The organism is Microcoleus sp. FACHB-672 (genome assembly GCF_014695725.1).
Taxonomy (GTDB): domain Bacteria; phylum Cyanobacteriota; class Cyanobacteriia; order Cyanobacteriales; family Oscillatoriaceae; genus FACHB-68.
In genome coordinates this window covers 87,319-112,552 of sequence record NZ_JACJOU010000014.1, presented here as the reverse complement: position 1 = coordinate 112,552, position 25,234 = coordinate 87,319, and the positions used below count along the sequence as shown (strand labels likewise).

The following is a 25,234-nucleotide window of genomic DNA, read 5'->3' as shown; positions in this document are numbered from 1 at the left end:
GGTTAGTGAAGCCTTGCCCATACCTTTAGGTTGGCGAAGCCTTGCCCAATGCCGAATGTCCCCATGCCCTCAATTTTCTTGCTTCCCTGCCTGCCCAGTTGCTGCTTTTCTGACGCCTGAGAGTTTTTCTCGCAGTTCATCCTTGATGCGACTGAGAATGGAGGTTTCATCGAGGGTTGAGAGAATCCGACTGACGACGGCTTTTGGGCCATCAGGACCCCAGGAAGCCCCATTGGCCAGGTACGCTTTGGTGACCTGGCCAATTCCATAGGAGGAAACACCGGCAACCCCGGCTTGGGTGACAGCGACGGAAAGATAGGGTGCTAAAGCTGCCCCACCTGTTGCCGGTGTGGCGATTCCCAGCAATCCTTTGAGGGACGACAGACCCAAGGTTGCCACCAGTTCGCTGGCACTAATACTCCCCATACTGATAGCAATTTTTTGTAACAAACCTACGGCACCGGCTTGGGTCATTGATATTCCATAAATCTTAGACAATGTTAATATCAGCGCCACATCGATTACGGCGGCACTAAGAATATCGACCACAGTAAAAGGGTTGAGGGCGATGGCGAGGGCTTTGGCCATCACAGCATTCCAGATCATTCGGTTGGCGCTGCGTTCGCGAATCTCCATTTTCCGCTGCACCAGCTGCTCGTTCACATCGCCGGCAAAGAGCATAGTGTTGAGCGCAACCAGAGATTTGCCTTCTCGGTCTAAAATTTCTAAGATTTTCAGCTTCAACTCTTCAACTTGAGGCAGTCCCCGGTTGAGCTGGACGCCTCTTGTGCCATCTGAGCGACGCACTGCCTGGGCGATGATGGGCGAGGCAGCAGCCATGACAATTTCATCCGGTGATAGCAACTCGCGTACGCGCTCATCTCGGATTTTTTGATAAATGGCAAGCCGATCTGCATCGGGATATTGATCGATCTTGTTAAATACAAGCAACATGGGTTTACCGGCATCGCGCAGTTGCGAAAGCGCTTCATATTCAACTTTGGTGATGTCGCCGGCAACCACAAACAAAATCAGATCTGCTTGCGATGCCACTTGACGGGCCAAGGCTTCGCGGGTTTGCCCATCGACTTCGTCAATGCCTGGGGTGTCAATTAGCTCAACTTGAGAGAGGCGGTAGGTAATGGTCGGTTGGGCAGTGGGAAGTGAGGATGGGGAGTCTTTTACTTCCCACGTCCCAACTTTTGTGCTGCGGGTGACGCCATGAAGTGGGCCGGTTTCAAACACCGGCTGGCCTAGCAGGGCGTTGAGAACTGAAGATTTACCCCGTCCTACCATGCCAAAGACGGCAATCTGGACACAAGTGCGTTCTAATTTGTCCAGCATCACCTCTAAACCCCCGATTTCGCCCTCTAAGCCGGCTCGTTCTTCCACGGTGAGATCCAGGTTTGCCACCAAGTCTTGCAGGGCGTCTTTTGCTTGTTTGTAGTTCAGTTCCGCCTGAATATCTGAAAAGCTAAAAATGGCCCGATCCAGTTCCTCGGCTAGGTTGGTTGCCGGTGTATCACTTTGCTTTGGATCGGGAGCGAATTCAAAGTCAGGCGAAGAAGATGTCAAAGCTGAACCTCCCATGAGAGCAGGGTTTGAAGATGCTTCCAGGTTGCCGAAAGCCGACACACGACCTAGGGCATCCTTCTTTGATCCTATCGAATTGGGAAAGCAGATTTGGCGATTTACGGAAAATCACGCATTTTGCCGGCACACAGGTTCGTTTTTTCCGGTTTGGTTTTGAACGGTGACTGGGCACAGAAAAGGACAGAACCCATAAACATCAACGGTTGTAGGGTTGCTTCTTTATAAAAAAGTGGGCTTCTCATCACAGACAAGCCCACCTTGCTAACAAATTTAAAAATAGTTGCTGTTGTTCACGAGCTTGCTTCTATCAATCAGTGCAAGCTGTAACCATCTTAAGTGAACCGTTTTTTCCGTCTAGCTGCAACAGCTTTGCGCTTGCGCTTTTCCACCGGCGTTTCAAAATGCCGCCGATTTTTTGCATCTGCCAAAATGCCGGCTCTCGATACTTGGCGTTTAAACCGGCGTAGAGCTGAATCAATTCCTTCGTTTTCGCCGAGAACAACTTGGGTCATTCTTTATTTCTTGATAACTAACTGTGATTGAATGGTCAGCTATTCAGATCCCCACCGTCAGCTTGTTCATTGAGAAGCATATAGCTGTGAGCCATCAATTTCTCAATTGCTGAAGGCCGACTGCTGAGCGCTGAGTGCTGACCCCCAAAGCTATTTTAATACCTTCCTCGAGAAGATTTTCCTCCGTAGCCGCCGCCGCCTCCTCCTCCTCGGTTTCCTCCACCGCTGCGACCGCCACCACCGCCTCCTCGATCTTCACGAGGCTTGGCTTTATTCACTTTGAGGTCGCGACCCATCCACTCAGCGCCATCTAACGCTTCAATGGCTGCGTTTTCTTCGGCCTCGGTTTCCATTTCCACAAAACCAAACCCGCGCGGACGGCCTGTTTCACGGTCTGTAGGCAGATTAACCCGCTTGACGCTGCCGTATTCGGCGAAGACAGCGGTGATGTCTTCTTGCGAAACGTCGTAAGACAAATTACCGACATAAATTGACATGGGATAACTCCAAAGTCAGAGAGATTTGAGATTCAGCTTCGGAGATATGCCTGCCGGTACAGAACGGGGCTACTGGCGATTCTGCAACCAAGAAAAAAATCCTACTACCGAATCTGATTTACAACAGGGACTTTAACACAGAATTGTCTGCTGTGGGATGCAAAAACTGCGCTTGGCACCAAAAATATTTAGCGGATGAAGGAGAGATCCACCGCTCCAAAATTCGTACTTAGGGCGATGTTAACATTTTCCAGTCCTTTGACTAACCAATGCACCGAGTCTCTCGTGGAGGACTCGTAGTGGTTAAACAAAATTGCAAATCGTTTTTCCAAATAGGGTTTGACTTTGCGGCACAGCAGCACGATCTTTAATAGCAAGCCGGTGGTGAGGGTGGGACCGATGTTTGAAATCAGGTCAATTAAGACAAAATGGTTAGGGCGTTGCGGGGTTTCTACCACCAAAAAGTTTAATAATTGGCTGCAAGTTCTCACTAACAGGAAATCACTGAACTTTTGGGAATCGCTTTGGGGCAAAATATTGGTTAGCTGCTTATACAAGCGTTCATTAAATTGACGCTTGCCGTAAGCGGAATCAATTGATGGGATCAGGTAGTCGTATAATTCTTTTTTAAATGTTCCGTAGGTGCGGGTTTGGCTGCTATGGGTAAGAAAGCTTTGAGATAAGTCGCGATAGGTATGACAGCCTTCAACTTTGCCGACAAAGTGTTTGAGGGCAACATACAATTCACGATCACTTAATAAGGTGGGATTGCTAACTGTTTGAATAATCCGTCCCGCCGGCGCAGGGGAAGCTTGACGGGCTTGCTGCGAGCGTCGCACCTGATAAGTTACATATTGCGACAGATTGATCTCAAATTGCTTCTGCCGGCTCGATTGTAGTTGCCGAACCGTTTGCTGATGCTCGTAAGTGCTACCTTCACTGAGCAGGCAGTGTTCATAGAGGTAAGGATATTGGCTGATTAAGCTGCCCAAGGGTTTGGTTTCTGGACTGCTATTGCTTTCTGAGGGTTGGTTCATGACTCGCACCAAGCGGTGCAGCGTCAAAAACTGTTCGCTTTGGGTGAACAAACGCACCAACTCATGCAAGCGTCTCACTCCACGCATGGGTAATGAGTAAAGCCCGTTTCTGGTGCGATTTCCTTCAAACAGGGCGATTAACTCAGAAATTGCTCCATGCTGCTGGGTTTGCATTTGCCAACGATTAATCAGAATGTGGCAGCAGCGATTTAAAATAAATTTAAATTCATGCTCAGCTTGCTTCGAGGCTGTTATCCTCTCAACAGCAGCGGCCACTTCACGATCAGGGTAGCCCACCCCTGCAATAAATAAGCTTCGGAAGCGCTCAATCAGCTCAGAGGGCGTTTCCACTTTTACGCATTCGAGCAGATGGTTGTACAAAATCTGCTCGTCTGAATTACTATGCCGCTGGGAATTGTCTATTGAGTTATACATAGTGATAGTAACTCCGCCCTGGTGTCCGGTTCAAGCGACGCTACTTTTGTTCATCTCACATCTGAGGAATTTAGCTGCAAACGCTCACAAACCGATGTGCTTAATCTCAAACATAAATATAAAGCTTTGTGCTGCTTCACTCGCAGACGCACCCCTGTAATCTTTAGTTCCAAGTAGGCGGCACCGGCTGATCAAAGTAGGCTTTCCGCGCTACGAAACTTTTAATAAAGTAGAGGCTCAATTACTGCCGGTATTTTCTCTGTATTAAGAAATTTTAGGTAGTTCTTGCACAAATTAAAGATGCCTCCCCCACTAGCTATCATACTCTGACCTTAGAAAGAATAAATGTGCCTTTTATCAGTTCATTGCGGTGATCCAGATCACTGAGTAATTGCTGAATAGACTGCTTAGTTTCGGGATTGAGCTGCATCTGCGAACCCGATTTGTCTTCGCTCTAATTCAGTTTTGATGAATCAAGGAACTTGATTTAGAGTTAATTTGGGCATGAACAGAAGGGTTTACCTAAGCTAGATGGGGTTACAATTCCAATGTACCCGACTCGGTCTCAAAAGTTGGTAAAGAAACAGTAAAGATTGGGCTTTAAATTGTAGGGTTATTATGAAAATTTCTTTGAGTGAATTACGCATATTTTCGGCCACAAAAAAGTGGAGTTTAAAAATTGATACAAAGCGAGAGGGTTGTGCGATGTTAGCGCCCCGGCGGGAACCGGATAAAATGGCCCCTTGAAGCGTTTATATTTGTTAACATTAGGGCTGCCGGTGGCATTTTAGTTGTTCATCGATTTTGGATTCAATTTACAATCTAAAATCTGAAAGCTAAAAATCCCAAATGCCTTATGACCTTTCGTGCCACCCTCACTCAACTCATTGATATTCTGCACGCCACGCCGGCAAATATACCGGATAAGCTCCTAAAAACCCCAGTAACCGGCATTACTACAGACACCCGCAGCATCAAAACCGACGAGGTGTTTGTGGCATTGCGAGGCGAAAATTTTGATGGCCATGATTTTGTTTCCCAGGCAATTGAAAAAGGCGCAATTGCTGCAATTGTCGAACGTCCTCTGCCGGTGCCGGTGCCGCAGCTACAGGTAAAAGACACACTACAGGCATATCAAGCGATCGCGCGTTGGTGGCGCGAGCAATTTAAAATTCCAGTGATTGCTGTAACTGGCTCATTTGGCAAAACCACCACGAAAGAACTGATTGCAGCAATTTTAGGCACTCAGGGAAAAGTCCTGAAAACCCAGCTAAACTACAACAACGAAATTGGGGTGCCTAAAACGCTGCTAGAACTTTCTTCCGAACACGATTATGCTGTGATTGAAATGGCAATGCGTGGCAGTGGTCAGATTGCCCTCTTGACGCAAATAGCCCGCCCAACGATCGGCGTGATTACGAATGCCGGCACCGCACATATCGGTTTGTTGGGATCTGAAGAAGCAATCGCCAAAGCCAAGTGCGAGTTACTAGCGGAAATGCCTCTCACTGGCACCGCAATTCTCAATCACGATAACAAGCGGTTAATGACAACGGCTGCCACGGTTTGGAAAGGGAAAACCCTAACTTATGGGTTGGAAGGGGGCGATGTGCGCGGGATGCTAATTAATGCCGAACGCTTGATAGTTGAGGACGTTCAATTGCCAATCCCGCTTCCCGGTCGTCATAATGCGAGTAATTATTTAGCAGCGCTAGCCGTTGCGAAAGTCCTCAATATTAGCTGGGAGCCTCTGAGTGCCGGTGTATCTGTGGAATTGCCAGAGGGACGGGCGCGGCGCTATGAGTTGGCGGATGATGTGATGATTCTGGATGAGAGTTATAATGCCGGTCTGGAATCGATGGAAGCCGCGCTGCAACTACTGGCGCAAACACCGGGAAGGCGGCATATTGCCGTGTTAGGGACGATGCGGGAATTGGGCGATCGCTCTCTAGAATTTCACCGGCAAGTAGGTGTTACCGCCAGCCATCTCAATCTTGACGCTTTGTTTATTTTGGCAGACGCTGCGGAAGCAGAAGCCTTGGCTGCCGGTGCGGTTGGGGTGCCTTTAATCGAGACGCGATTGAGTACCTACATCCATGCCAAAGAGGCATTAGTAGAGTGTTTGAAGGACTTTGTGCAACCCGGTGATCGTGTTTTGTTTAAAGCTTCCCATGCAGTCGCTTTAGATAAAATTGTTGATCAGTTTCGGACTGAGTTTGTGTCTGAAAACTAGGTAGTTTTCATTGTCGAATTTTGGATTGTCTTTTGTCACTAACTTTCTTGACAAAGGACTGAAGACAATCTAAAATTTATTATCTAAAAATCAGATAAAAATTCTGGTATTTAGATAATAAATGGAGCTAGCAAGTTATGCTTTTATCAAGAAAAAATTTTAATAAACGAGCGATCCAACTACTGCTAGCAAGCTCCATCTCTCCGTTAATTTTCAAAGAATTTAAAGCGCAGAAATCTGTGGGAACTCCAGTCAGTGCGAATACGGTCAATGCCGACCCACTTTCAGAGGCAGTTAACCGTCAAGTGAATAATATTCTCACTGACATGAACCCAGAAATAGAACTTTTAATTCCCACCTATTTAGGGAATGAAAAGCGAAGATTTTATGGGAGGGGAACTCCGGAAGGACTGAATCTGCTTGATCGATTTGAACTGGGAAGTGGGATAACAGCTTTTAGAGGGTATGGAACCTGGAGTGGTGCCGGCTGGACAGGACAGCCAACTATTACCAAAGATCGCGGGAAAACCTATTTGGTTATTGGGGCATACGATCACAGCTTAAGAAAAATAGATATTGAAACAAATGAAGTGGTGTGGAGATATAAATATGATGATATTTTAAAAGGGTCTTCAACGATTTATATTGACCCAACAGCGAGCGAAGAAAATCGAATTGTGGTTCTACAGGGAAGCCGACTGGGAGTCAGAAATTCTTTATTTACATCGGCACCTGTACCTAGTTTTCGAGCAATTTCCTTTAGAACCGGCAAGGAACTTTGGAAACTAAATATTAGAAAAACGGCGAGTTATAGTAGAGATAACGATAGCAGCCCAATTGATTTGGGCAGTGGCGTGATATTTAATGCCGGTGAAAATGCGATTGGCTATTTTCTGAACAGCTCAACACGTACCGCTGCTAAAAAAGATGGCATCATTCAGCCACAAATTTTGGATGAAGTTCAACTTTATCAGCCGGCAGACATTGGCAGACATTCGGGAAACTTAGTTGCGGAATCCTCACCGGCAGTTCTCAAAGATAGAATTTATATGGCTGCCGGTTCTGGACACATTTATGGAATTAGTATTAAAGACCGTAAAATAGTTTGGGACTTTTATACAGGTTCTGACATGGATGGAACTGTTGCCATCTCCAAAGATGAAAAACTTTTTTGCGCCATAGAAAAACAATACATTCCCGGTAACGGCGGTGTTTTAAAACTCAATCCAGCCAAGAAAGAAAGTGAATCTGTTGAATGGTTCTTTCCTACCAATAACGCTCGCTTAGACGATTGGAAAGGAGGAATCATTGGTTCCGTTGCATTAAATGATGAATACCGCACAGAAGAAATGCCGGCACTCTTTGCCACCTGTGCCATTGATGGAAACGTCTATATCGGTTCTCAAACCACCACAACCGGCCAAAAAGTTAAAGGGCCATTGCTAGATAAAGAATATAATACGCCATTAATCGTATTTAAACAAAGAATAGGCGGCTCAATTTCAACCCCCATCTTTACTGATGGGAATAAACTGATTGCTGCCTGTTACAGTGGCGTGTATTTATTTAATCTTTATTTTGAGCCGGCAAACCCAAATGATAAAAACGCCCTCAAAAACTCCAAAGGAGAATTTTATCGCGTTATCGTCGAAGAAGCTGCCAGATTTAAGCCAGAAGCCTCTTTTGAATCGACCCCAATTGTTTGGGATGGTCTCATTAGAATTTGCGCCAGAGATGGTTGGATGTATACATTAGGCTAAAAATTTCATCGTAGGATTCTCTTATTTTTTTCCTGGTTCTTTACATTTTATGACTCATAATTAAAGAAGATTTTTCTGACTTTAGCGCTCACTTAAACTTGTGCCGGTGACGTTGGCGTTGGTTAAATTGGCTTTATCTAAATTGGCATCTTTTAAATTAGCACTGGCTAAGTTGGCACGTTCTAAATTTGCACTCGTGAGGTTTGCACGTTCTAAGTTTGCTTGATATAAATAAGTATTGCTAAGGTTCGCACCTGTTAGATCCGCACCTGTCAGGTTGGCTTTAGTGATTACTGCTTTCGTTAAGTTGGCATTGATTAATTTTGCACCGCTTAAGTCGGTATAACTTAAGTTTGCGCGGCTTAAATTTGTTAAACTAAGGTCAGCATTATTGAGTTTTGCCCTAACTAAGCCGGCAGACATTAATTTAGCGCCGGCTAGATTTGCATTACTTAAGTTAGCACCCCTAAGATCGGCATCAGGAAGGTAGGCGGCGCTTAAATCAGCATTCGTTAAATTAGCACTATCTAAATTCGCAGTATCCAAGTCTGCCTGATTGAGTTTAGCACCCGTTAAATCTGCACCCTCTAACTTCGCTAACTTGAGTTTCGCATCTATTAAAACAACATTATTCAAGAAAGTTGCGAACAACTTAGCTTCTGTAAGATCAGCACCTCGGAGTCTGGCATCACGAAGCCTAGCGTAACTGAGGTTAGCACGCCTAAGCTTGGCATCCCTCATTTTGGCATCTCTCATCTTGGCATTTTCCAGGTTTGCTTCCTCCAAAATGGCACCCCGCAGTAAAGCAGACTGAAGTTGAACACCCCGCAAATTCGCACCCCTTAAGTTAGCGGCTTCCAAGTTACTCTCACTTAAATTCGCCTCACTTAAATTAGCGCCGGCTAGTTGAGCACCTTTAAGATCCGCACCCTTTAAGTCACACTTAGGACACTGATTGGTTTTAAGTAACTGTTCAACGTGTTTGGGATTTGCTGCTTGCGCCGGCATCCCTAACCAAAAAGCACTCAAAAGCAGTAGACTCGCAAAAAATCTCAGTTGCATAATGTTTTGTTTCTTCTCTCCTTATCTCTTATAGCATTTTGAATTTTAAATTAAATAATAGGGAAGCAAGTGTTTGACAAATTGCTATAATTTTAGCGCCTAGAAATGAATTTATGAATCAGCGCCTTGCTTGAGGAAGCATCTCATGCAAATAATTGATCTGTCTCCGGATGACGATAAAATCATTCAGCAGCTAGCCGGTTGGCTGGTTGAGCAGTGGCCCAATAGCTGGCCAGATATAAAAAGTGGTCTGCAAGAGGTGCGTGAATCTTTGGGAGAGGACAGAATTAGCCGCGTCGCGGTTGATGAAACCGGCAGCGTTTTAGGATGGATTGGGGGAATTTCGCAATACAACGGTAATGTATGGGAATTACACCCTTTAATTGTAAGCAAAACTTGTCGAGGTCGGGGAATTGGCAGTGCGTTGATTGCTGATTTAGAAACGCTGGTAAGAGAACGTGCCGGCCTGACAATTTGGGTGGGTACTGATGATGAGGAGAATCAAACAACGCTTTCAGGTGTTGATTTATACTCTAATCCTTGGGAAAAAATTACGAATATAAAAAACTTAGTCGGTCATCCCTATGAGTTTTATCAAAAATGCGGGTTTACGATTGTAGGGGTAATGCCAGATGCTAATGGGCTGGGAAAACCAGATATTTACATGGCAAAGCCGGTGAAACAAAAGTAATTGAGCGATGGAAGGATTTTAATGATAATAATACGCCCTGAAACCTCCGATGATTTTGCAGGAATTTACGAAGTCAATAAGCTGGCATTCGGACAAGAAGGCGAAGCTCAACTCGTTGACGCAATTCGACGGTCAGATAACTTTAATCCAGAGCTATCTCTTGTTGCAATTCAAGATGAAAAAATTGTTGGTCACTTGCTATTTAGTGATATAATTATTCAAACAGAAAACAAAGATGTGCCGGCATTAGCGTTAGCGCCTTTAGCGGTTCATCCAGAATTTCAAAATCAAGGGATTGGCTCTCAACTAATTCAGCAGGGATTAAAAGATTGCCAGCGTTTAGGGCATAAAATTGTTGTTGTTGTAGGTCATCCCAATTACTACACGCGCTTTGGGTTTTCTCCGGCTAGAGCAAAAGGATTAGAAGCGCCCTTTCCAGTTCCCGATGAGGCATTTATGGTGCTGGAACTCGCACCGGCAGCCTTGGAAGGAATTACGGGAATGGTTAAATATCCACCGGCATTTGATGATGTTTAAAAAACGACCCTTAAATTCCGTGACTTTTGCCAATCACCCAATGCCGGCGGAAAAAACGGGCGAGATCTGTCTCTTCTAAAGATAAATAAATCGGTCGTCCGTGGGGACAAGTGCGGGGATGACGCGTACTTTGCCAGCGATCTAAAAGGGTTTGCATTTCCGGCAAACTCAGAGGCGTGCCGTTACGAATCGCACTACGGCAGGCAGTAGCAACTTGAGCGGCTTGCAAATCACCAGAACTCAGTTCCCGCAACGCTTCTGTACAATCCTCTCGTTCAGCTAACAGTGCCGGCGCGGTGCGAACTGCCCAAACTTGTTCGCCAAATAAATCAACTTCTATGCCAATGCGTTGCAATTGTTCGACCTGTTTAGGCGTTAGTTGGCTAAGAATTGCCGGCGCTTCCAAGGGGACGAGGTGCCAACGATCACACAACTGTTCATACAAAACCCGCTCGTGCGCGATGTGCTGTTCGACTAACCACAAGCCGCCTGAATGTTCCGCCAAGATATAGGTGTTGTGAACTTGGGCGATCGCACGCAGATAGAGACGTGTTGGCAACATCTCTTGACTTTGTGCCGGCTCAATCGAACGACCGGCACTATAAATCCCCTTCTCTTCTGATGCCTTGAGCAATTTGCTCACCCGTTCTTGACCGGCAGCCGGCAAATTTGCGCGACTGAGTTGTAGCGCCGTCAGGGTGGCACCAGCAATCTGTTCTTGCCAATAACTCAAATGCTGCAAATAAATTTCCGCCTTCGCGGGGTGCCGGTTCCAGTCAATTCCCTCCGGGGAAATCCGCAAATGCAGGAAACAAACCGGATAGCGATCGCGCGGCAGTGTTCGTGCAAAACTGCTAAGCAGGGTTTGCTCAAGTTCCGGTGTTCGCACCATTCGCCCATTTATGGCAACTTTCACCCAGTCAGGACGCCGGCGGTGGCAGCGATCAGGCAAACCGAGGACTAATTCTAAAGATTGAGAGGGTGATAGGGGGAAAGTTTCGGCTTCGGTTTCTGAAGGTGCCGGCACTTCAACTTTCAACTGGTGCAAATCATCCCAGCGCACATCCCGTAACAACTGCGGCAGGATGTATTGTGGGGTTTGACCGGGAGTTAAATTAAACCACCGGCGCTCGTTTTGCTCGACTTGCCAGTTGACATGGGGGTGGCACAGTGCCAGTTGGTGAATCGTGAGTTGTACCAATCGCAACTGTTGTGCCGGCGAGGGTAAACCTTGCCGCCGCGCTTGCCAAGTGCCGAATAGATTGCAGACATCCACCACAGTCCCATAAGCAATGGCTGCCGGCTCAATTTGAATCGGTTCGCCTTGGGAGTTATAGACAACGCGCCAACTGCCTTGCTCTTTCGCCGGATTTGTGGGCCGGCTTAAAATCTCCAAATCGGCCAACTGGGCCAAACTGTGCAACGCTTCCCCGCGAAACCCCAAACTGGTAATTTTCCAGAGATCCTCGCTGCTATGGATTTTGCTGGTACTGTGGGCAGTGGCACAGCATTGCAAGTTAGCCAAATCCATGCCGGTGCCATTGTCTGCCACCCGCACACGCCATTGTTCCGGCCAAACTGAAACCGCAATGCGTGTCGCGCCGGCATCTAGGGCATTTTCCACTAATTCCCGCACGACAGCCGCCAGGGAGTCAATGACTTCACCGGCGGCGATAAGATGAACAACTTCTGCTGGTAGAGGTTGGATACGCTGAGCCATACAATCAAGTGTAGGTCAGAGTTCCACTCGAATGTCAGGAGGCCGGTTGAGGATTTAAATGGGCCACCTTGTGCATCCAGCAAATCGCGTTCATCTAAACCTGTGGGGAATTATAAATGCCCCAATTTTGAATTCCACCATTACTAAAAACGGCTTCCGCACGACCAATCTCTTCTTGTGTGCCATCGACGATGACCAAGTAATTGCCTTGTTCCAGGCTATCTGCATAAGCGCTTGCTGATTCTTGGGAAATGCCTAAATCAGTTAGTGCTTTAACTAAATTACCCGTTGCCAGGGTTCCCAAACCAATGCCGGCTAAGGTTGTTACGAGTGCTACCCCAACGGAACCGGCGGCGATCAAAGGGCCGAGTCCGGGAATTGCCAAACTTCCTAAGCCAACAAGTACGCTACCCCAAGCACTGCTTGTTGCCGCATCGGCAACTACGGCTGTTCCACTTTCGACATTTTGATTGCCAATGCGTTCGCTGACTTGAGTACCGCTCACCTGGTCGCCTTCCTCTGTCTCCTTGGCAATCAAGGAAACTTTGTCCATCGAAAAGTTTGAAGCTTTCAATTCATTGAGTGCTTGCTCTGCCTGTTGCCGTTCAGAAAAGACTCCTACTGCACGCCTTTGCTCGCTTACTACCATATTTTCCTCCTTCTGCCATCTCAGATGAACTCATAGAGAGGCAGAATTATTCTGTTATTTACATTCTTATTTTTGTAGATTTACTGAAGATATTCATCGCTCTATAGATGTAGCCTAGAGAACACATCTCACCTTTCCTTAAGGAATAAATTTGTATTAATTGCCTTAGTAAGTATCAATACACAAATTTACTTAGCTGATGTGGCTGCTAAGCCAGATTTTACGACGAACTCAGCGATCCCCTGCGGTTAAAAGCTCAAGTTCGTCACCTAATGGTTCTTTCAACTGCTACCGCGATAGCCACTCATCAACAGAAATAATATAATTTGACGGCGGACAGAAAGCTCGTCTCTCAGTTAAATAACCATTCTAGATTGATAAGTTTGCATGGCTGCCGGCAACAGGGATAATCCTGCCTCTCATCCCTCAGACATATAGGCCGGCAAGTGATAACTCCCTTTAAGAAATAGGAACGGGTATTTTTAGCTTTTTTTAACTAAATTTTTTGAATTAAGACACCCATCTTGCGATAGAGGTCGGAAAGAATTTTGAGTTTTATCTTTTTAAATAGAAGAGCAAATAAAAAGCAAAAAGTCAAGGAATTTATTCTACAGATTTATACTTCATAGCTAGAAATGAGCGCTTTTACTTAAAGTCTCTTTGTTAGATACACTTCGCCTCGGCAGAAAAACAAAAAAACTCCTTAACTCTGTGAATCGCTAAAATAACAAGTTTTTTTAAATCCATGAATAACGATACATCAGCAAAAGTTTCTCTTTTCATCGCCCATATCAGAAACAGTATTTGGATTTTAGGAATTCCCTCTTGTTTATTTGGAATTACCGATAGAAGTCTGGCTTCCCTGGCTGATGGGTATTTATCTGCAATTGACTTAACGCAGTTATTTACAGCCTCTTTCTTGCTTTTAGCTTGGCTGTCTTTGAAGCCGGAAGAAAGCCTAAACACAGGAGAGCTTAGCAGATGCCGGTTTAACGCCCAACCCAACCAACCAGAATTCGCTTTAAGGGAAGCTCAAGCCAGAATGTTTGAGTTGCAAGCTTATCACGCAATCAGTCAAGAATATATTTTACCCTTTTCCTATGTCTGCCAAATTTATCATCTATTAAACTTAAAGCATCTGGAATCCATTCATGCTTTCAGTCTCAACAACTTAAAAATCCTGAAAGTTACTCATTTCCAGCCGACAGCAACTGGCGGAATTATTAAATTTCAAACAATTCTAGATTCTCCCTTCAATATTTTGAGAATTTGGAGACTACCAGTTGTTGAAGTTATTTTAATTTTGTACGCGCCTTATACCGTTGAACTCTGCATCCCAGTTTACAACGGCAAGAAGATCGTTGTCATGTTTAACGTGCAGCCTATCAGCGAGACTGAACACAAGTTATTGATCGATATTTACACCAACCTGGAATGGCCCAAGCCGTTATTGCAAATGCTCTTGCATTTCGCTTCTTGTTTAACGTTATTTGAGGATCTCCCCTATTTACAAAAAATCTCCCAAAAAAATCTAGCCGGCTTGGTTAACTTAAATAAGGTTTCAACTCACGAAACCATGCGGCTTTTTAGAAGATTCGTTGAGTTACATGGTTCTGTCGGCGAATCTTCTCAACCGGCAAAGTTAATAGAAACAACAGAACTGCCGGCTTTGAACCCTTGTGAAACGGAATAACACTGTTTCTTGTGGATGATTCCTTCTGAGCATTAAGGGGATAGATTAGGCTAAGTTCATGCTTAGCCAATCTGCACTTAAATTGCAAAAAATTATCATAAAATTAAACGATTTATATGTCTTGATTAAAGGCAAAACTAAATTTCAGTTTATATTTTAAATATATATTAAATGTATTAGCTATGAGCATCGCCATAGCCACAACGCTTAATAGAAACAGAGTGAAATTTGAGGCTAAATGCGAGCATCTATACCGCCTACCTTTGCAAGGACAGGCCATAAAGGAATGATAACTTTAACTTATTGGGACTTGGCGTAGACGACTTGCTGCTTAAGTCCTAACAGTAGGATTACTTAATTCTGCCCGAAGATAAGCGAACGCTCTCTCCCTAGAAGGATTCGGGGTACCAAACGACCTTGTTATATTCCAAATTGAAGTAATTGGTTAAAGTTCATCATGAAAAATATTCCCGATCAAATTCAAGATGCCAAAGAAAAAATGCCCAATGTGACCCCGACCCCCCCAGGACTGAAAGCCCAGTCCTCTGCACACGATCTCAAAGCTCGTTTGGAGTGGGGTGAGCCGGCTTTGACGATTCTGGATGTGCGTGAGCGGACTGCTTACAATAAGGGGCACATTATGGGAGCAATGCCGTTTCCAAAGGAGGACTTGGTAGAGCGGGCTAAATCTAGTCTAGAACCCAGCCGCGACATTTATATTTATGGCGGCTCCGACGCAGAAACCGCCGAAGCTGCAAATCTGTTGCGTTCAGCTGGGTTTACCAATGTGGCAGAAATAACAGGTGGCTTGGATGCATGGAGAGCAATTGCCGGCTCCACAGAAGGCACTGATGACGCAAAAGATCCGGCTCCCGATGAAGCCTACAACGTCGCATCAAACCTCAAGCATCATGCAGAGACGCAATCAAATGATGTTTAAGCTTTGCTTAGCAGTTTAATATTACGTCGCTGTCAGCTAATTAAGTGAGAGAAATTCAGGCAGTGGCTTTATTGGGGCAATCCTTCTAGGGTTGCCTCCTAATTTTTTAGGAAATGGCTGAGTGCTGAGTGTTGAGTGCCGGCAGGGTTAGAGAATTAGAGCGTTAGAAACTCGCTAAAAAAAGAGCTTACTGACCCAAGCTAGGTGTAAATGCATAAATAGATACCGTTGTAAAGTTAATTTGATTAAAACTTTGCAAAATTTAAAATATCTTGTTACATTGCAGAGGAGAATGTAATAGGTCTTCGCTCATCATGCCTAACTTCTTCGGCCTCATCCCCATCCCGCCGCCACTGCAAGCCAAATCCCTGGTTTATGACCTCAAAGATCGGCTCGACTGGGGTGATCCAGCATTAACGATTATTGATGTGCGAGAGCGCAACCTATTTAATACCAGTCGCATCACCGGCGCGATTTCCATGCCGGCGAGCGAATTGGTCGAACGTGCCTTCACAGCGCTTGAACGCAGTCGCGATATCTACCTCTATGGTGAAACCGACGAGGAAACCGCCGAAGCTGCCGAGCAACTGCGCTCAGCCGGCTATGACAACGTATCTGAACTCAGAGGTGGCGTTGCCGCATGGAAAGCAGTCGGCTTTCCCATTGAGTCAATTCTTCAGAGACCCAACATTTAAAAAAGCAATAGACAGGGTGCTTAATGCTCAAAAATATCCTTGTATTGCAGCAAATCTAAGGAAACGAACACCGGCAAGGACTGAAAGCACTGCTGCGCTAGTTCCCAGCGTTCTTCCCGTTGCAGCATCCCCATCAATTTTTGCTGAACACTGAGCAAATAGCGCACATCATTCGCCGCATAACTGAGCTGATTCTCAGAAAGGTTGGCAGCATTTCCCCAGTCAGAACTTTGAGCGCTTTTGTCGAGTTCCACCCGTTCGAGTTCTTGCACCACTTCTTTAAGACCATGTTTCGGGGTGTAGGTTCTAGCAAGCTTACTCGCTATCTTCGTGCAGAACACCGGCGCAACCTCAATACCCAAATTGTGGCGCATTGTTGCCATGTCAAAACGAGCAAAATGAAAGACTTTGAGAATGCCGGTGGCTTCCATCAGCTTTTTTAAATTCGGCGCTTCTTTCTGTCCTCGCTCAATGCGAACCACCGTTACCCGACCTTGAGGATCGCACAGTTGCACCAAACACAAGCGATCTCGCCAAGGTAACAATCCCATTGTTTCCGTATCGACTGCCAGCGCTTCAGCTTCTAAATACTGAGATAAATAGGCATCAGAAAGATCACGTTCGCAAACCTGAAAATCTTCCAACAGTTCACTCCTCAATAATGTTCATCTGCTAGGGAATATAATTTTCCCATTCTCTGTTGAAGAGATCGCACCGATCATCCGTTCAAGGCTTCCAACTCCTCTCTCACCACCCGCAACACGCGCTCAAGATAAGCCTGACGCCACTGTTCTCGCTCTTGGGCCACTTGCTCATCTGGCTCGTAAGTCTCGATTTCTTGAAGGTTAACTAAACCTTTCGCTTCAGTTAGACGTTCTAAGGTGTCGAGACGTTCGTGCAGCACAGAAACCTCGCCGGCAAGTGCCAAAATTATGGTTAGCAACTTGTCGGTTTGAGGGTCATCAAAATAAATCGGTCGTTTGCCTTTTGCCTTCTTTGCCATAACCGTTGTGCCGTATTATTTGCTAGCAGCTAAAATCAACCAACTGCCGCGCCGGCCAAAACCGTCATTTTGAGACTTGCCACCGGCCATCTTTTCTTTCCAGACACCATTAGCAGCAGAGGATTGAATCACCTTTTCGCTCTCAAAACCGGCACCAACAGCGACTTCCATCCAGTCGAGATCCCGCATCGCACTCCAGAATGGTTCGTTGTTATTCTTGGTTTCCCAATCGAACATGAAAGCATTAAAGGCTTCCATATTGCCATAGAGGGGAGCCTCAGCATGAACCATCATCCCACCGGGAGCCAGCAGCCGGTAACACTCTTGCAAAACATTACGAATCGCAGACACCGGCATTTCATGTAACAGAATATGGGAAACAATTAAATCAAATGACCCATCGGCAAAGTTAGTACGCTCAGCATTTTGCTGCGAGAAGTGAACGCGCTTACCCATTGCCTCTGCCCGTGCATGAGCATAACGCAACAGCGCCGCGCCGGTATCGATCGCATAGACTTCCGCATCCGGGTAAGCATCCACATAAGGCAAAGTGCTGTGACCCACTGTACAACCCAAATCAAGAATGCGTGCCGGTTGAAAGTCAGGATATTGCTTTTTCAAATAATTTTGAACCACAGACTGACCCATATCATCATTCAATGGGCCTAACTGTCCTAAGACATACAAATAAACCCCGCGATCATATAACGCGCCGGCAGCCACATCATCTTCTGTAAATTCGCCTTGATACCCTCCCGGCATACAGTGAATATCTACGGCAGTTTGGTAAGCGGGAATCGTCAGTTCGGGATTTAATGTTAATGAACCAAGCTTATTTCCTTGCCGGCGAGCACACTCTACCAATTCAGGCAGTTGGCGCTCAATACTGCTGTTTACAGAATCCCACAGCATCTCCTGAGTCGTGCGCCGCAAAGCACTCCACCAGCGATAGTAAGATTCATTTTCCATCAGCCGCCGAATTTCATGACGGTTTTGTGGCGCACGTTGGTGTTCTTTCTCAAACTTAGGTTTTGCTACTTTTTCATAAACAATCTTATTTCCCGCTGTAATATTTCTAGATACATAAACTTTCAAACTTGCCACAAAATTTTGTCGTGCCAGCTCATCGTGGTTCGCTTTTGGAAGTAAAGAATGCTCAATTTGTGTGTTCATAAGTTCACCTTCGCAGCAATTAAAATTCGAGTCTTGAATTGTTTAAATTATCTAAAATCATTTTTAATTGTTTAAAAAATCTGCTGATACAAAAACCTAAAAAAGCCGAACCCGGCAGCCCTCACTCAAAGTAATCCTATGCCCCATGCCCCATGCCCCATTCTTACTGCCGGCGCACAAAAATCTGAGTAAAGTAATATTCTCCTTTCGCATTTTTAACAATGCCGATGCCGGTTAAATCAAAATCACCTACCATATTTTTCTGATGCCCCGGACTCTTAATCCATCCTTCAACGGCTTGTTTACCGGGATTGCTATAGCCAAAATTATAGGCAACATTTTCTGCAACTGAGCGATAAGCAATGCTTTTCTCAATTGCGTTGGCTCTTTGCTCAAATCCTTCATGGCCAAAGGGAACGCCCTCGCTAGCCATTCCTTTGCTGTGTTGCCGGCACACTTCGCTGATTCGAGGATCGAGCTTCAGCGGCGGCAATTTCTGGGAGGCGCGATACTGATTCACTTGGTCATGAATTGACTGTTCCAAGGCAGCAAATTCGGTGGCTGTTAAGGGTTTAGACGCTGATTCGGGTGCGGTTGTTGTCACCGGCTGTGTAGGTTCTTCTTTTGGGGTTTTAGAGCTGTCGAGGACGACAACACAGCCACCGGCAAACAACGTTAAAAGGAAACAGTAAAAAGGTAAAAGAAAGAGATAACTCTTTGGTTGTCTTTTACCTTGTATCTGTTGACTTTTTTGCTTTTTTAAAGTGTAAGAAACGAAATTAGGTATGAGCATTCAAGCGATTAAGCTGGATTGAGGAATTTGGCAACCGTGTGCACATCTTTATCGCCGCGACCGGAACAGTTAATCACGATGCGGGGATTACCGGCAAGTTGAGGGCAAAGGGTTTCTAAGTAAGCGATCGCGTGGGCGGTTTCTAAGGCTGGGATAATTCCTTCGAGTAGAGACAAGCGCTTAAAGGCGTCTAAAGCTTGTTCATCCGTAACGCTGTAATATTCAGCGCGACCGAGATCCTTTAAATAGCTGTGTTCTGGCCCGACACCGGGATAATCTAAGCCGGCGCTAATTGAATGGGCTTCCACAACCTGACCATCGTCATCTTGCAGTAAATAGCTCATTGCGCCGTGCAAAACACCGACTTGTCCGCGTGTTAAGGTGGCGGCGTGTTTGTCTGTCTCAACGCCCTCACCGGCAGCTTCAACGCCAATTAACCGCACTTCGGATTCACTAACAAATTCGTGAAATAGTCCCATTGCATTGGAACCGCCGCCTACACAGGCGAGGAGAATATCCGGCAGTCCTCCCCATTTCTCCAGACATTGGGCGCGGGTTTCCAAGCCAATGACATCATGGAAGTCACGCACCATCATCGGGTAGGGATGAGGGCCGGCCACTGAACCGAGGATATAGTGGGTGCTTTCTACGTTCGTCACCCAGTCGCGAATGGCTTCTGATGTAGCATCTTTGAGGGTGCCGGTGCCGGCTGCTACGGGGCGCACTTCTGCCCCCATTAAGCGCATCCGAAATACGTTAAGGGCTTGTCGTTCCATATCGTGAACGCCCATATAAATCACGCAATCCAGACCAAACCGGGCGCACACGGTGGCTGTGGCGACGCCATGCTGACCGGCACCTGTTTCGGCAATGATGCGCTGTTTGCCCATGCGCTTTGCCAACAATGCTTGAGCGATAGCATTGTTAATTTTATGAGCGCCGGTGTGGTTTAAGTCTTCCCGTTTGAGGTAAATTTGAGGGCCACTGCCATCGGGACGGGCGTAATGACTGGTGAGACGTTCAGCGAAATACAGAGGGCTGGGGCGTCCCACATAGTCGCGCAACAGTTGCTGAAGTTCTGCTTGAAAATCGGCATCATGGCAATATTGCTTAAATGCGGCTTCTAACTCAGTCAAAGCCGGCATTAAGGTTTCAGGCACATACTTGCCGCCAAAGCGACCAAAGCGACCTAATGAGTCAGGTCTTTGGGCGTCGCTGGAGGCATCGATTTGGGCGTTGGAGGAAAGGGGGGTAGCGGTCACGGCAACAGGGAAATGACTGGACAGATTTCATTATAAGTCCCTGTTTTGCCGGCTCAGATAAAGGTTGATGCAGATGTCCCTGGGCTTAGTCTTAAACGACTCGGTTAAAGACTGTCCAAACATCCCCGTCGGAACGGACGTAGGGAACTGAGATGCTGCTAAAGCCGGTGATGAAAGGTTTGTAATAGACTTGCCAGTAACTGGGGCTGATTTCATCTGCAATGTCTTTGAGGGCTTTTAGTTCCTGGGCAAGTTCTTCTGCAAGTTCATTAATTCGTTCTGCATGAACGTGAGCACGCTGTCTGCCTTCCTCTACTTGCTGTTCTATGGGATGTCGTTTCGATTCCATCTGCCGGTGCTCCAACAAAGCTTGCTTCTGACTCAGTTTAGCTGACTCGTGTGCCGGTGCATCGATGCCGGCTATGTGGGTTAGGCCGGTTATGTGGGTTATGCCGGCCATATTCATTATCTGCGTGATGCTGGTACAAGATTTCGGTTACTGATTTATGCTTTGAGTAGGTATCCACAAAAACTGCAAACAGTTTTCTTTTTGCTCCTAGCCCCCGCTCACTGTTATGGCAACTTCCAAGCGCAAATCCAACGATAGCAATGCTTCCACCGGCGATCGCTTTATTTATAAAGAATTTGGCACTGATGTCAATCCATCTGCCCTAGAACGCCCTGTAACAGAACTGCCGGCATCTCAGCAAAATGTCAGGGTGCAGGCATCCCGAAAGGGGCGTAAGGGAAAAACGGTCACTGTTATCAACGGTTTTCAAGTTAAACCTGAAACTTTGGAATCCCTACTTAAGCAGATGAAAACTCAATGTGGTGCCGGCGGTACGATTAAAGATGGAGAAATTGAAATTCAGGGCGATCACACCCAAAAACTTCTGCAATTTCTGACTCAATTAGGCTATAAAGCCAAAATTAGTGGGGGCTGATCTTCAAAACTTACAGTTCCTGCCGGCCCTGTAGTTTTACTCTCTTTGGGACATAAGATTACTGACCCCGGTTCTTTTCTCTCCCACTCTTTCTTTTTCCACCTTTTTCCCGTTTCCCGATAGGTAATCTGGGACGGCAAAGGATGTAAGATTTTTTTGGCGCAATGGTATTTCAATTCTCAGTTCGGTTCCTTTTCCGGGGGCGGAAATACATTGCAGCCGGCCTCCATGTTTTTCTACCACAACCTGGTAACTAATCGATAATCCCAAGCCGGTGCCTTTTCCTACCGGCTTAGTTGTATAGAAGGGTTCAAAGATGTGCCGGCTCACTTCTTCGCTCATGCCCGCTCCATTGTCGGCAATGCTGATAAATACGCGCTCATCTTGGATGCCGGTGCGAATGATAATTTGCCCTTTTTCCACTCCCTTCAGTGCTGATTCTTCTACAGCATCAATTGCATTATTGAGGATATTGATAAAAACTTGGTTGAGTTGCCCTGGATAGCATTCAACTATGGGTAATTTGCTGTATTCTTTAATAATCTCAATCTCAGAATCTAGCGGTTGTTTGAGCCGGTGTTGCAAAATCAGCAATGTACTGTCAATGCCTTCGTGAATATTCACTGTTTTCATTTCAGCTTCATCCAAACGGGCAAAGTTACGCAAGCTAATCACAATTTGACGGATGCGTTCGGCTCCCTGTTTCATGGAAGACATTAACTTTGGCAGATCTTCTAGCAAAAAGTTTAAGCCAACTTCTTCGATTTCCTCTTCAATTTCTTCCCCCGGATTTGGGTACTGCTGCTGGTAGAGATTTAGCAATTTTAGCAGATCTTGAATGTATTCATTGGCATAAGCAAGATTGCCATAAATAAAACTAACAGGATTGTTAACTTCATGAGCAATGCCGGCAACCAATTGCCCCAAACTTGACATTTTTTCAGATTGAATCAGTTGCGCTTGGGTTTGTTGTAAGTCGTGTAAAGCTTGTTTGAGCTGATTGGTGTGTTCTCTTAATTGCGCTTCCGATTGCTGCAAAGCTACCTCAGAACGCTTTCGTTCAGTAATATCGCGAAAGACTGCAACACCACCTTTTAAACTGCCGGTTTCATCTTTTAATGGCCTCGCATTCACACAAATAAACACCCCTTCGGAATTTGGTGATGGCTGGATAAAAATTTCTGCCGAATCAACAGATTTTCCCTGAATTGCTTGTGCTAGGGGCAATTCTTGAGGAGGATAGGGGGTCAATTTATCGGGCAAATAGCATCCGTATTGATCTGTCCATGCTTCAGATGAGACATTAATTAAACCTTTGCCTAGCACCTCTTGTGCTGCGGGATTAAATAGCACAAACTGACCGCCTTCATCGGCAACAACGACACCTTCAGCCAGGTTGTCGAGGAGGGATTGCAAAATGTTGGTTTGCTTGCGTAACGCGGCTTCAGAATCGGCTAACTCTTGGGTTGTTCGCTTAAGCGCGGCTTCTGCTTCTACGCGTTCGGTTATGTCGTTTTGCACTCCAATAAAGTGAGTTAATTGTCCGTTACTGTCGAACACCGGCGAAATGGTTAATTCATTCCAAAATAAAGTGCCATCTTTGCGATAATTTTTTAAGATGACCCGGCATTCAGTTTGATCACGTAAGGCTTGGCGAATTTGCTCAATAGCCGGTTGATCATTATCAGATCCCTGCAAAAACTTGCAATTGCGCCCGATCACTTCATCGCGGGAGTAACCTGTCATCCGCTCGAAGCCTGAATTGCAGTAAATAAGGGGTCTACCCGGTTTGGTGGCATCGGCAATAACTATGCCGGTGCTGGTTGCTGCCATCGCGCGATCGCACAGCCATAGCATTTCCAGGGCTTGCCGGTGTTCGGAAATTTCTGATATCTTTTTGAGCATAGCTTGGCCGGTTGTGAAGGTTAAATCCGAGAGATCGTGCGTATTGATGCGTGCCCCTTCTCTTAAATGGTAAACAAATGTAAAGAAAATAAAAAGCTATTAAAGAATAACAGCCAAAAAAAAGAAAGCCCGTACAGACAGGCTTTCTTTTTGTTCGTATTATCTTAACTAATCTGAGGCAGTTCAGAACTCAGGACTCAGTCTTACGCACCTTTGCCCAAATCCGCCACAACTAATCCTTGAGTGGGTTCCCCTAATTTGGGTGCGATATAGCCAGAGTAGAGACGTTCTCGCTGTTGCGCCACCACCGGCAGCGCATCACGGACGTTCGCCGCTACTTCTACTACCTTCACATCGTAGGTTTGAGTGGCAATCTTGGGATACAAGCCAATTCCGATAATCGGAAGGATCAGGCACAGCGTAATCAAAATTTCACGTGGTTTGGCATCGACAAGCAACCACGGATCAATCGTGAGCTGGGCATTTTCTGGCCCATAAAAGACTCGGCGCAACATGGAGAGTAAGTAAACCGGCGTGGCAATTAATCCAACTGCCGCCAACACAATCACCACAGCCTTGAAGGTGGGGTTAAACGCATCACTGGTTGCAAAGCCGAGGAATACCGTCAGTTCACCGATAAAGCCGCTCATTCCCGGTAATGCCAGAGATGCCATTGAGCCGGCGGTGAATAAGGCAAACACTTTCGGCATCGATTTAGCCATGCCGCCCATTTTTTCCATCGCCAGGGTGTGAGTCCGTTCGTAAGTCACGCCGGAGAGGAAGAACAGCGCGGCTGCAATCAAGCCGTGGGAAAGCATTTGCAGGATCGCGCCGGTGAGTCCGACATCGGTTAAGGAGGCGATTCCGATGAGAACAAAGCCCATGTGGGAAATGGAGGAACAAGCCAGCCGGCGCTTAAGATTATCTTGGGCAAAGGCGGTTAAAGCCCCGTAAACAATATTGACGACACCGAGAATGGCTAAAACCGGCGCGAAGTAAATGTGGGCATGAGGCAGCATCTCAACATTCATGCGGATTAACGCATAGCCACCCATTTTTAATAAAACGCCGGCCAAAATCATTGACACGGGGGCTGAAGCTTCGCCATGTGCATCGGGTAGCCAAGTGTGCAGAGGGAAGATCGGCAGTTTAACCCCGAAGGCAATCAGTAAAGCGGCGTAGAGTAACACTTCCAACGACATGGGGAAATATTTCTGTCCAATTTCCACCATATTAAAGGTGACATTACTGCCATAGAAGGCCATTGTCAGGCCGGCTAGCAGTATGAAAATTGACCCTAATGCTGTGTAAAGAATGAATTTGGTTGCCGCATACTGCCGCTTTGGGCCGCCCCAAATGGAAATCAGCAAGTACACCGGCACTAACTCTAGTTCCCACATCAGGAAGAACAAAAGCATATCCTGGGCGGCAAACACGCCTATCTGGGCGCTATACATTGCAAGCATCAGGAAGTAAAACAAGCGCGGCTTGGTGGTAACGTTCCAACCGGCCAGCATTGCCAAGGTGGTGACTAAGCCGGTTAAGACAATCAGCGGCATCGAGAGTCCATCCACCGCTACCGACCAATTTAGCCCCAGTTGCGGCACCCAGGCATAGGTTTCAGCAAGTTGAAAGTCTGGATTTTGTAAATCGTAGTGTTGCCAAAAGGCATAGACAGTCAGCGCCAAGTCTGCTATGCCAACCCCCAAGGCATACCAGCGAACGGTTTTGCCGTTTTTATCCGGTATGAAGGGGATAGCGAGGGCAGCGATTAGGGGCAACAAAATAATAGTGCTTAGCCAGGGCATTTCCATGAGCAGCATGATTGAGAATAAATACCTATTCCATACGTCTTATATTTTATTAAGTTAGATGAACTTTTGCAAAGGTAAGTTCACGCAAAAAAGCAATCTTTATATTTCGCTGGGCTGATAAAAGAGCCGCTTCTAGTTAAATTAAGGAATTTCCCGCTTGATTAATGTTAAATTTTAGTTTCGTAAGTAGATTGCTTTAGGCTTTTATAAATCAATTATCAATGAACTTATGTAAAATAAATTCAATAACAAATTAAACGGAAATTAATAAATTAAGTTTTGTAAA

The 25,234-nt window shown here is 45.9% G+C and carries 23 protein-coding genes; 8 read left to right on the top strand and 15 right to left on the bottom strand.

Annotated features, from left to right (window positions below; translation table 11 throughout):
- Positions 1-69: 69 nt before the first annotated feature.
- The 4 genes from H6F56_RS09890 to H6F56_RS09875 all read right to left on the bottom strand — a co-directional run bounded on the left by H6F56_RS09890 (position 70) and on the right by H6F56_RS09875 (position 4,074).
- Positions 70-1,494 carry a GTP-binding protein gene (locus H6F56_RS09890; protein ID WP_242031941.1) on the bottom strand — a complete coding sequence of 475 codons (1,425 nt, stop codon included), beginning with the start codon at positions 1,492-1,494 and terminating at the stop codon, positions 70-72.
- 431 nt (positions 1,495-1,925) lie between these two features.
- Positions 1,926-2,105, bottom strand: a complete 180-nt coding sequence (gene rpsU / locus H6F56_RS09885) for a 30S ribosomal protein S21 (protein ID WP_190667348.1) — start codon at positions 2,103-2,105, stop codon at positions 1,926-1,928.
- A 155-nt stretch (positions 2,106-2,260) separates the two neighbouring features.
- A complete protein-coding gene (locus H6F56_RS09880) occupies positions 2,261-2,602 on the bottom strand; it encodes an RNA recognition motif domain-containing protein (RefSeq protein ID WP_190667346.1) in 342 nt (113 codons plus the stop codon).
- 188 nt (positions 2,603-2,790) lie between these two features.
- Positions 2,791-4,074 carry a hypothetical protein gene (locus tag H6F56_RS09875; protein WP_190667345.1) on the bottom strand — a complete coding sequence of 428 codons (1,284 nt, stop codon included), beginning with the start codon at positions 4,072-4,074 and terminating at the stop codon, positions 2,791-2,793.
- Between the two features lie 856 nt (positions 4,075-4,930).
- Here H6F56_RS09875 and H6F56_RS09870 point away from each other — a divergent pair.
- Entirely contained in the window at positions 4,931-6,307 is a 1,377-nt protein-coding gene (locus tag H6F56_RS09870) for a UDP-N-acetylmuramoyl-tripeptide--D-alanyl-D-alanine ligase (RefSeq protein ID WP_190667343.1), read from the top strand.
- A 137-nt stretch (positions 6,308-6,444) separates the two neighbouring features.
- Complete coding sequence (locus H6F56_RS09865) at positions 6,445-8,067, top strand: PQQ-binding-like beta-propeller repeat protein (protein ID WP_190667341.1); 1,623 nt, start codon at positions 6,445-6,447, stop codon at positions 8,065-8,067.
- A gap of 81 nt (positions 8,068-8,148) precedes the next feature.
- Here H6F56_RS09865 and H6F56_RS09860 read toward each other — a convergent pair whose 3' ends face one another.
- Positions 8,149-9,129, bottom strand: a complete 981-nt coding sequence (locus tag H6F56_RS09860; RefSeq protein ID WP_190667339.1) for a pentapeptide repeat-containing protein — start codon at positions 9,127-9,129, stop codon at positions 8,149-8,151.
- A gap of 145 nt (positions 9,130-9,274) precedes the next feature.
- On the opposite strand from H6F56_RS09860, the gene H6F56_RS09855 reads away from it, so the two are divergent.
- Positions 9,275-9,820: a GNAT family N-acetyltransferase gene (locus H6F56_RS09855; protein ID WP_190667337.1), complete on the top strand. Its 546-nt coding sequence runs from the start codon at positions 9,275-9,277 to the stop codon at positions 9,818-9,820.
- Between the two features lie 21 nt (positions 9,821-9,841).
- Complete coding sequence (locus tag H6F56_RS09850) at positions 9,842-10,357, top strand: GNAT family N-acetyltransferase (protein WP_190667335.1); 516 nt, start codon at positions 9,842-9,844, stop codon at positions 10,355-10,357.
- A gap of 10 nt (positions 10,358-10,367) precedes the next feature.
- On the opposite strand, the gene mutL is transcribed toward H6F56_RS09850, so the two are convergent.
- Together mutL and H6F56_RS09840 are read right to left on the bottom strand one after the other, a co-directional pair.
- Positions 10,368-12,077 carry a DNA mismatch repair endonuclease MutL gene (mutL, locus tag H6F56_RS09845; RefSeq protein ID WP_190667333.1) on the bottom strand — a complete coding sequence of 570 codons (1,710 nt, stop codon included), beginning with the start codon at positions 12,075-12,077 and terminating at the stop codon, positions 10,368-10,370.
- Positions 12,078-12,171: 94 nt separating this feature from the next.
- The gene (locus tag H6F56_RS09840) at positions 12,172-12,726 is read right to left on the bottom strand and encodes a general stress protein (RefSeq protein WP_190667331.1); all 555 of its coding nucleotides are present in this window, start codon (positions 12,724-12,726) and stop codon (positions 12,172-12,174) included.
- A gap of 745 nt (positions 12,727-13,471) precedes the next feature.
- Here H6F56_RS09840 and H6F56_RS09835 point away from each other — a divergent pair.
- The 3 genes from H6F56_RS09835 to H6F56_RS09825 all read left to right on the top strand — a co-directional run bounded on the left by H6F56_RS09835 (position 13,472) and on the right by H6F56_RS09825 (position 16,054).
- Positions 13,472-14,419 carry a hypothetical protein gene (locus tag H6F56_RS09835; RefSeq protein ID WP_190667329.1) on the top strand — a complete coding sequence of 316 codons (948 nt, stop codon included), beginning with the start codon at positions 13,472-13,474 and terminating at the stop codon, positions 14,417-14,419.
- 457 nt (positions 14,420-14,876) lie between these two features.
- Positions 14,877-15,359, top strand: coding sequence for a rhodanese-like domain-containing protein (locus tag H6F56_RS09830; protein WP_190667327.1), 483 nt, complete (start codon positions 14,877-14,879; stop codon positions 15,357-15,359).
- Positions 15,360-15,673: 314 nt separating this feature from the next.
- Complete coding sequence (locus H6F56_RS09825; protein ID WP_190667324.1) at positions 15,674-16,054, top strand: rhodanese-like domain-containing protein; 381 nt, start codon at positions 15,674-15,676, stop codon at positions 16,052-16,054.
- 20 nt (positions 16,055-16,074) lie between these two features.
- On the opposite strand, the gene H6F56_RS09820 is transcribed toward H6F56_RS09825, so the two are convergent.
- The 6 genes from H6F56_RS09820 to H6F56_RS09795 form a co-directional block, all read right to left on the bottom strand.
- A complete protein-coding gene (locus tag H6F56_RS09820) occupies positions 16,075-16,698 on the bottom strand; it encodes a ribonuclease D (RefSeq protein ID WP_190667322.1) in 624 nt (207 codons plus the stop codon).
- 74 nt (positions 16,699-16,772) lie between these two features.
- Entirely contained in the window at positions 16,773-17,057 is a 285-nt protein-coding gene (locus tag H6F56_RS09815; protein WP_190667321.1) for a hypothetical protein, read from the bottom strand.
- A gap of 15 nt (positions 17,058-17,072) precedes the next feature.
- Positions 17,073-18,230, bottom strand: coding sequence for a methyltransferase domain-containing protein (locus H6F56_RS09810; RefSeq protein ID WP_190667319.1), 1,158 nt, complete (start codon positions 18,228-18,230; stop codon positions 17,073-17,075).
- Between the two features lie 163 nt (positions 18,231-18,393).
- Positions 18,394-18,903 carry a CAP domain-containing protein gene (locus H6F56_RS09805; protein ID WP_242031938.1) on the bottom strand — a complete coding sequence of 170 codons (510 nt, stop codon included), beginning with the start codon at positions 18,901-18,903 and terminating at the stop codon, positions 18,394-18,396.
- A gap of 128 nt (positions 18,904-19,031) precedes the next feature.
- Positions 19,032-20,285, bottom strand: coding sequence for a tryptophan synthase subunit beta (gene trpB, locus H6F56_RS09800; protein ID WP_190667315.1), 1,254 nt, complete (start codon positions 20,283-20,285; stop codon positions 19,032-19,034).
- Positions 20,286-20,376: 91 nt separating this feature from the next.
- Complete coding sequence (locus tag H6F56_RS09795; protein ID WP_242031937.1) at positions 20,377-20,745, bottom strand: hypothetical protein; 369 nt, start codon at positions 20,743-20,745, stop codon at positions 20,377-20,379.
- A 115-nt stretch (positions 20,746-20,860) separates the two neighbouring features.
- On the opposite strand from H6F56_RS09795, the gene H6F56_RS09790 reads away from it, so the two are divergent.
- Positions 20,861-21,229, top strand: a complete 369-nt coding sequence (locus tag H6F56_RS09790) for a translation initiation factor (RefSeq protein WP_190667313.1) — start codon at positions 20,861-20,863, stop codon at positions 21,227-21,229.
- 36 nt (positions 21,230-21,265) lie between these two features.
- Here H6F56_RS09790 and H6F56_RS09785 read toward each other — a convergent pair whose 3' ends face one another.
- Both H6F56_RS09785 and H6F56_RS09780 read right to left on the bottom strand, forming a co-directional pair.
- On the bottom strand, positions 21,266-23,134 hold the full coding sequence (locus H6F56_RS09785) for a PAS domain-containing protein (protein WP_190667311.1): 1,869 nt from the start codon (positions 23,132-23,134) through the stop codon (positions 21,266-21,268).
- 203 nt (positions 23,135-23,337) lie between these two features.
- Positions 23,338-24,957, bottom strand: coding sequence for an NAD(P)H-quinone oxidoreductase subunit 4 (locus H6F56_RS09780; protein WP_190667309.1), 1,620 nt, complete (start codon positions 24,955-24,957; stop codon positions 23,338-23,340).
- Positions 24,958-25,234 lie beyond the last annotated feature (277 nt).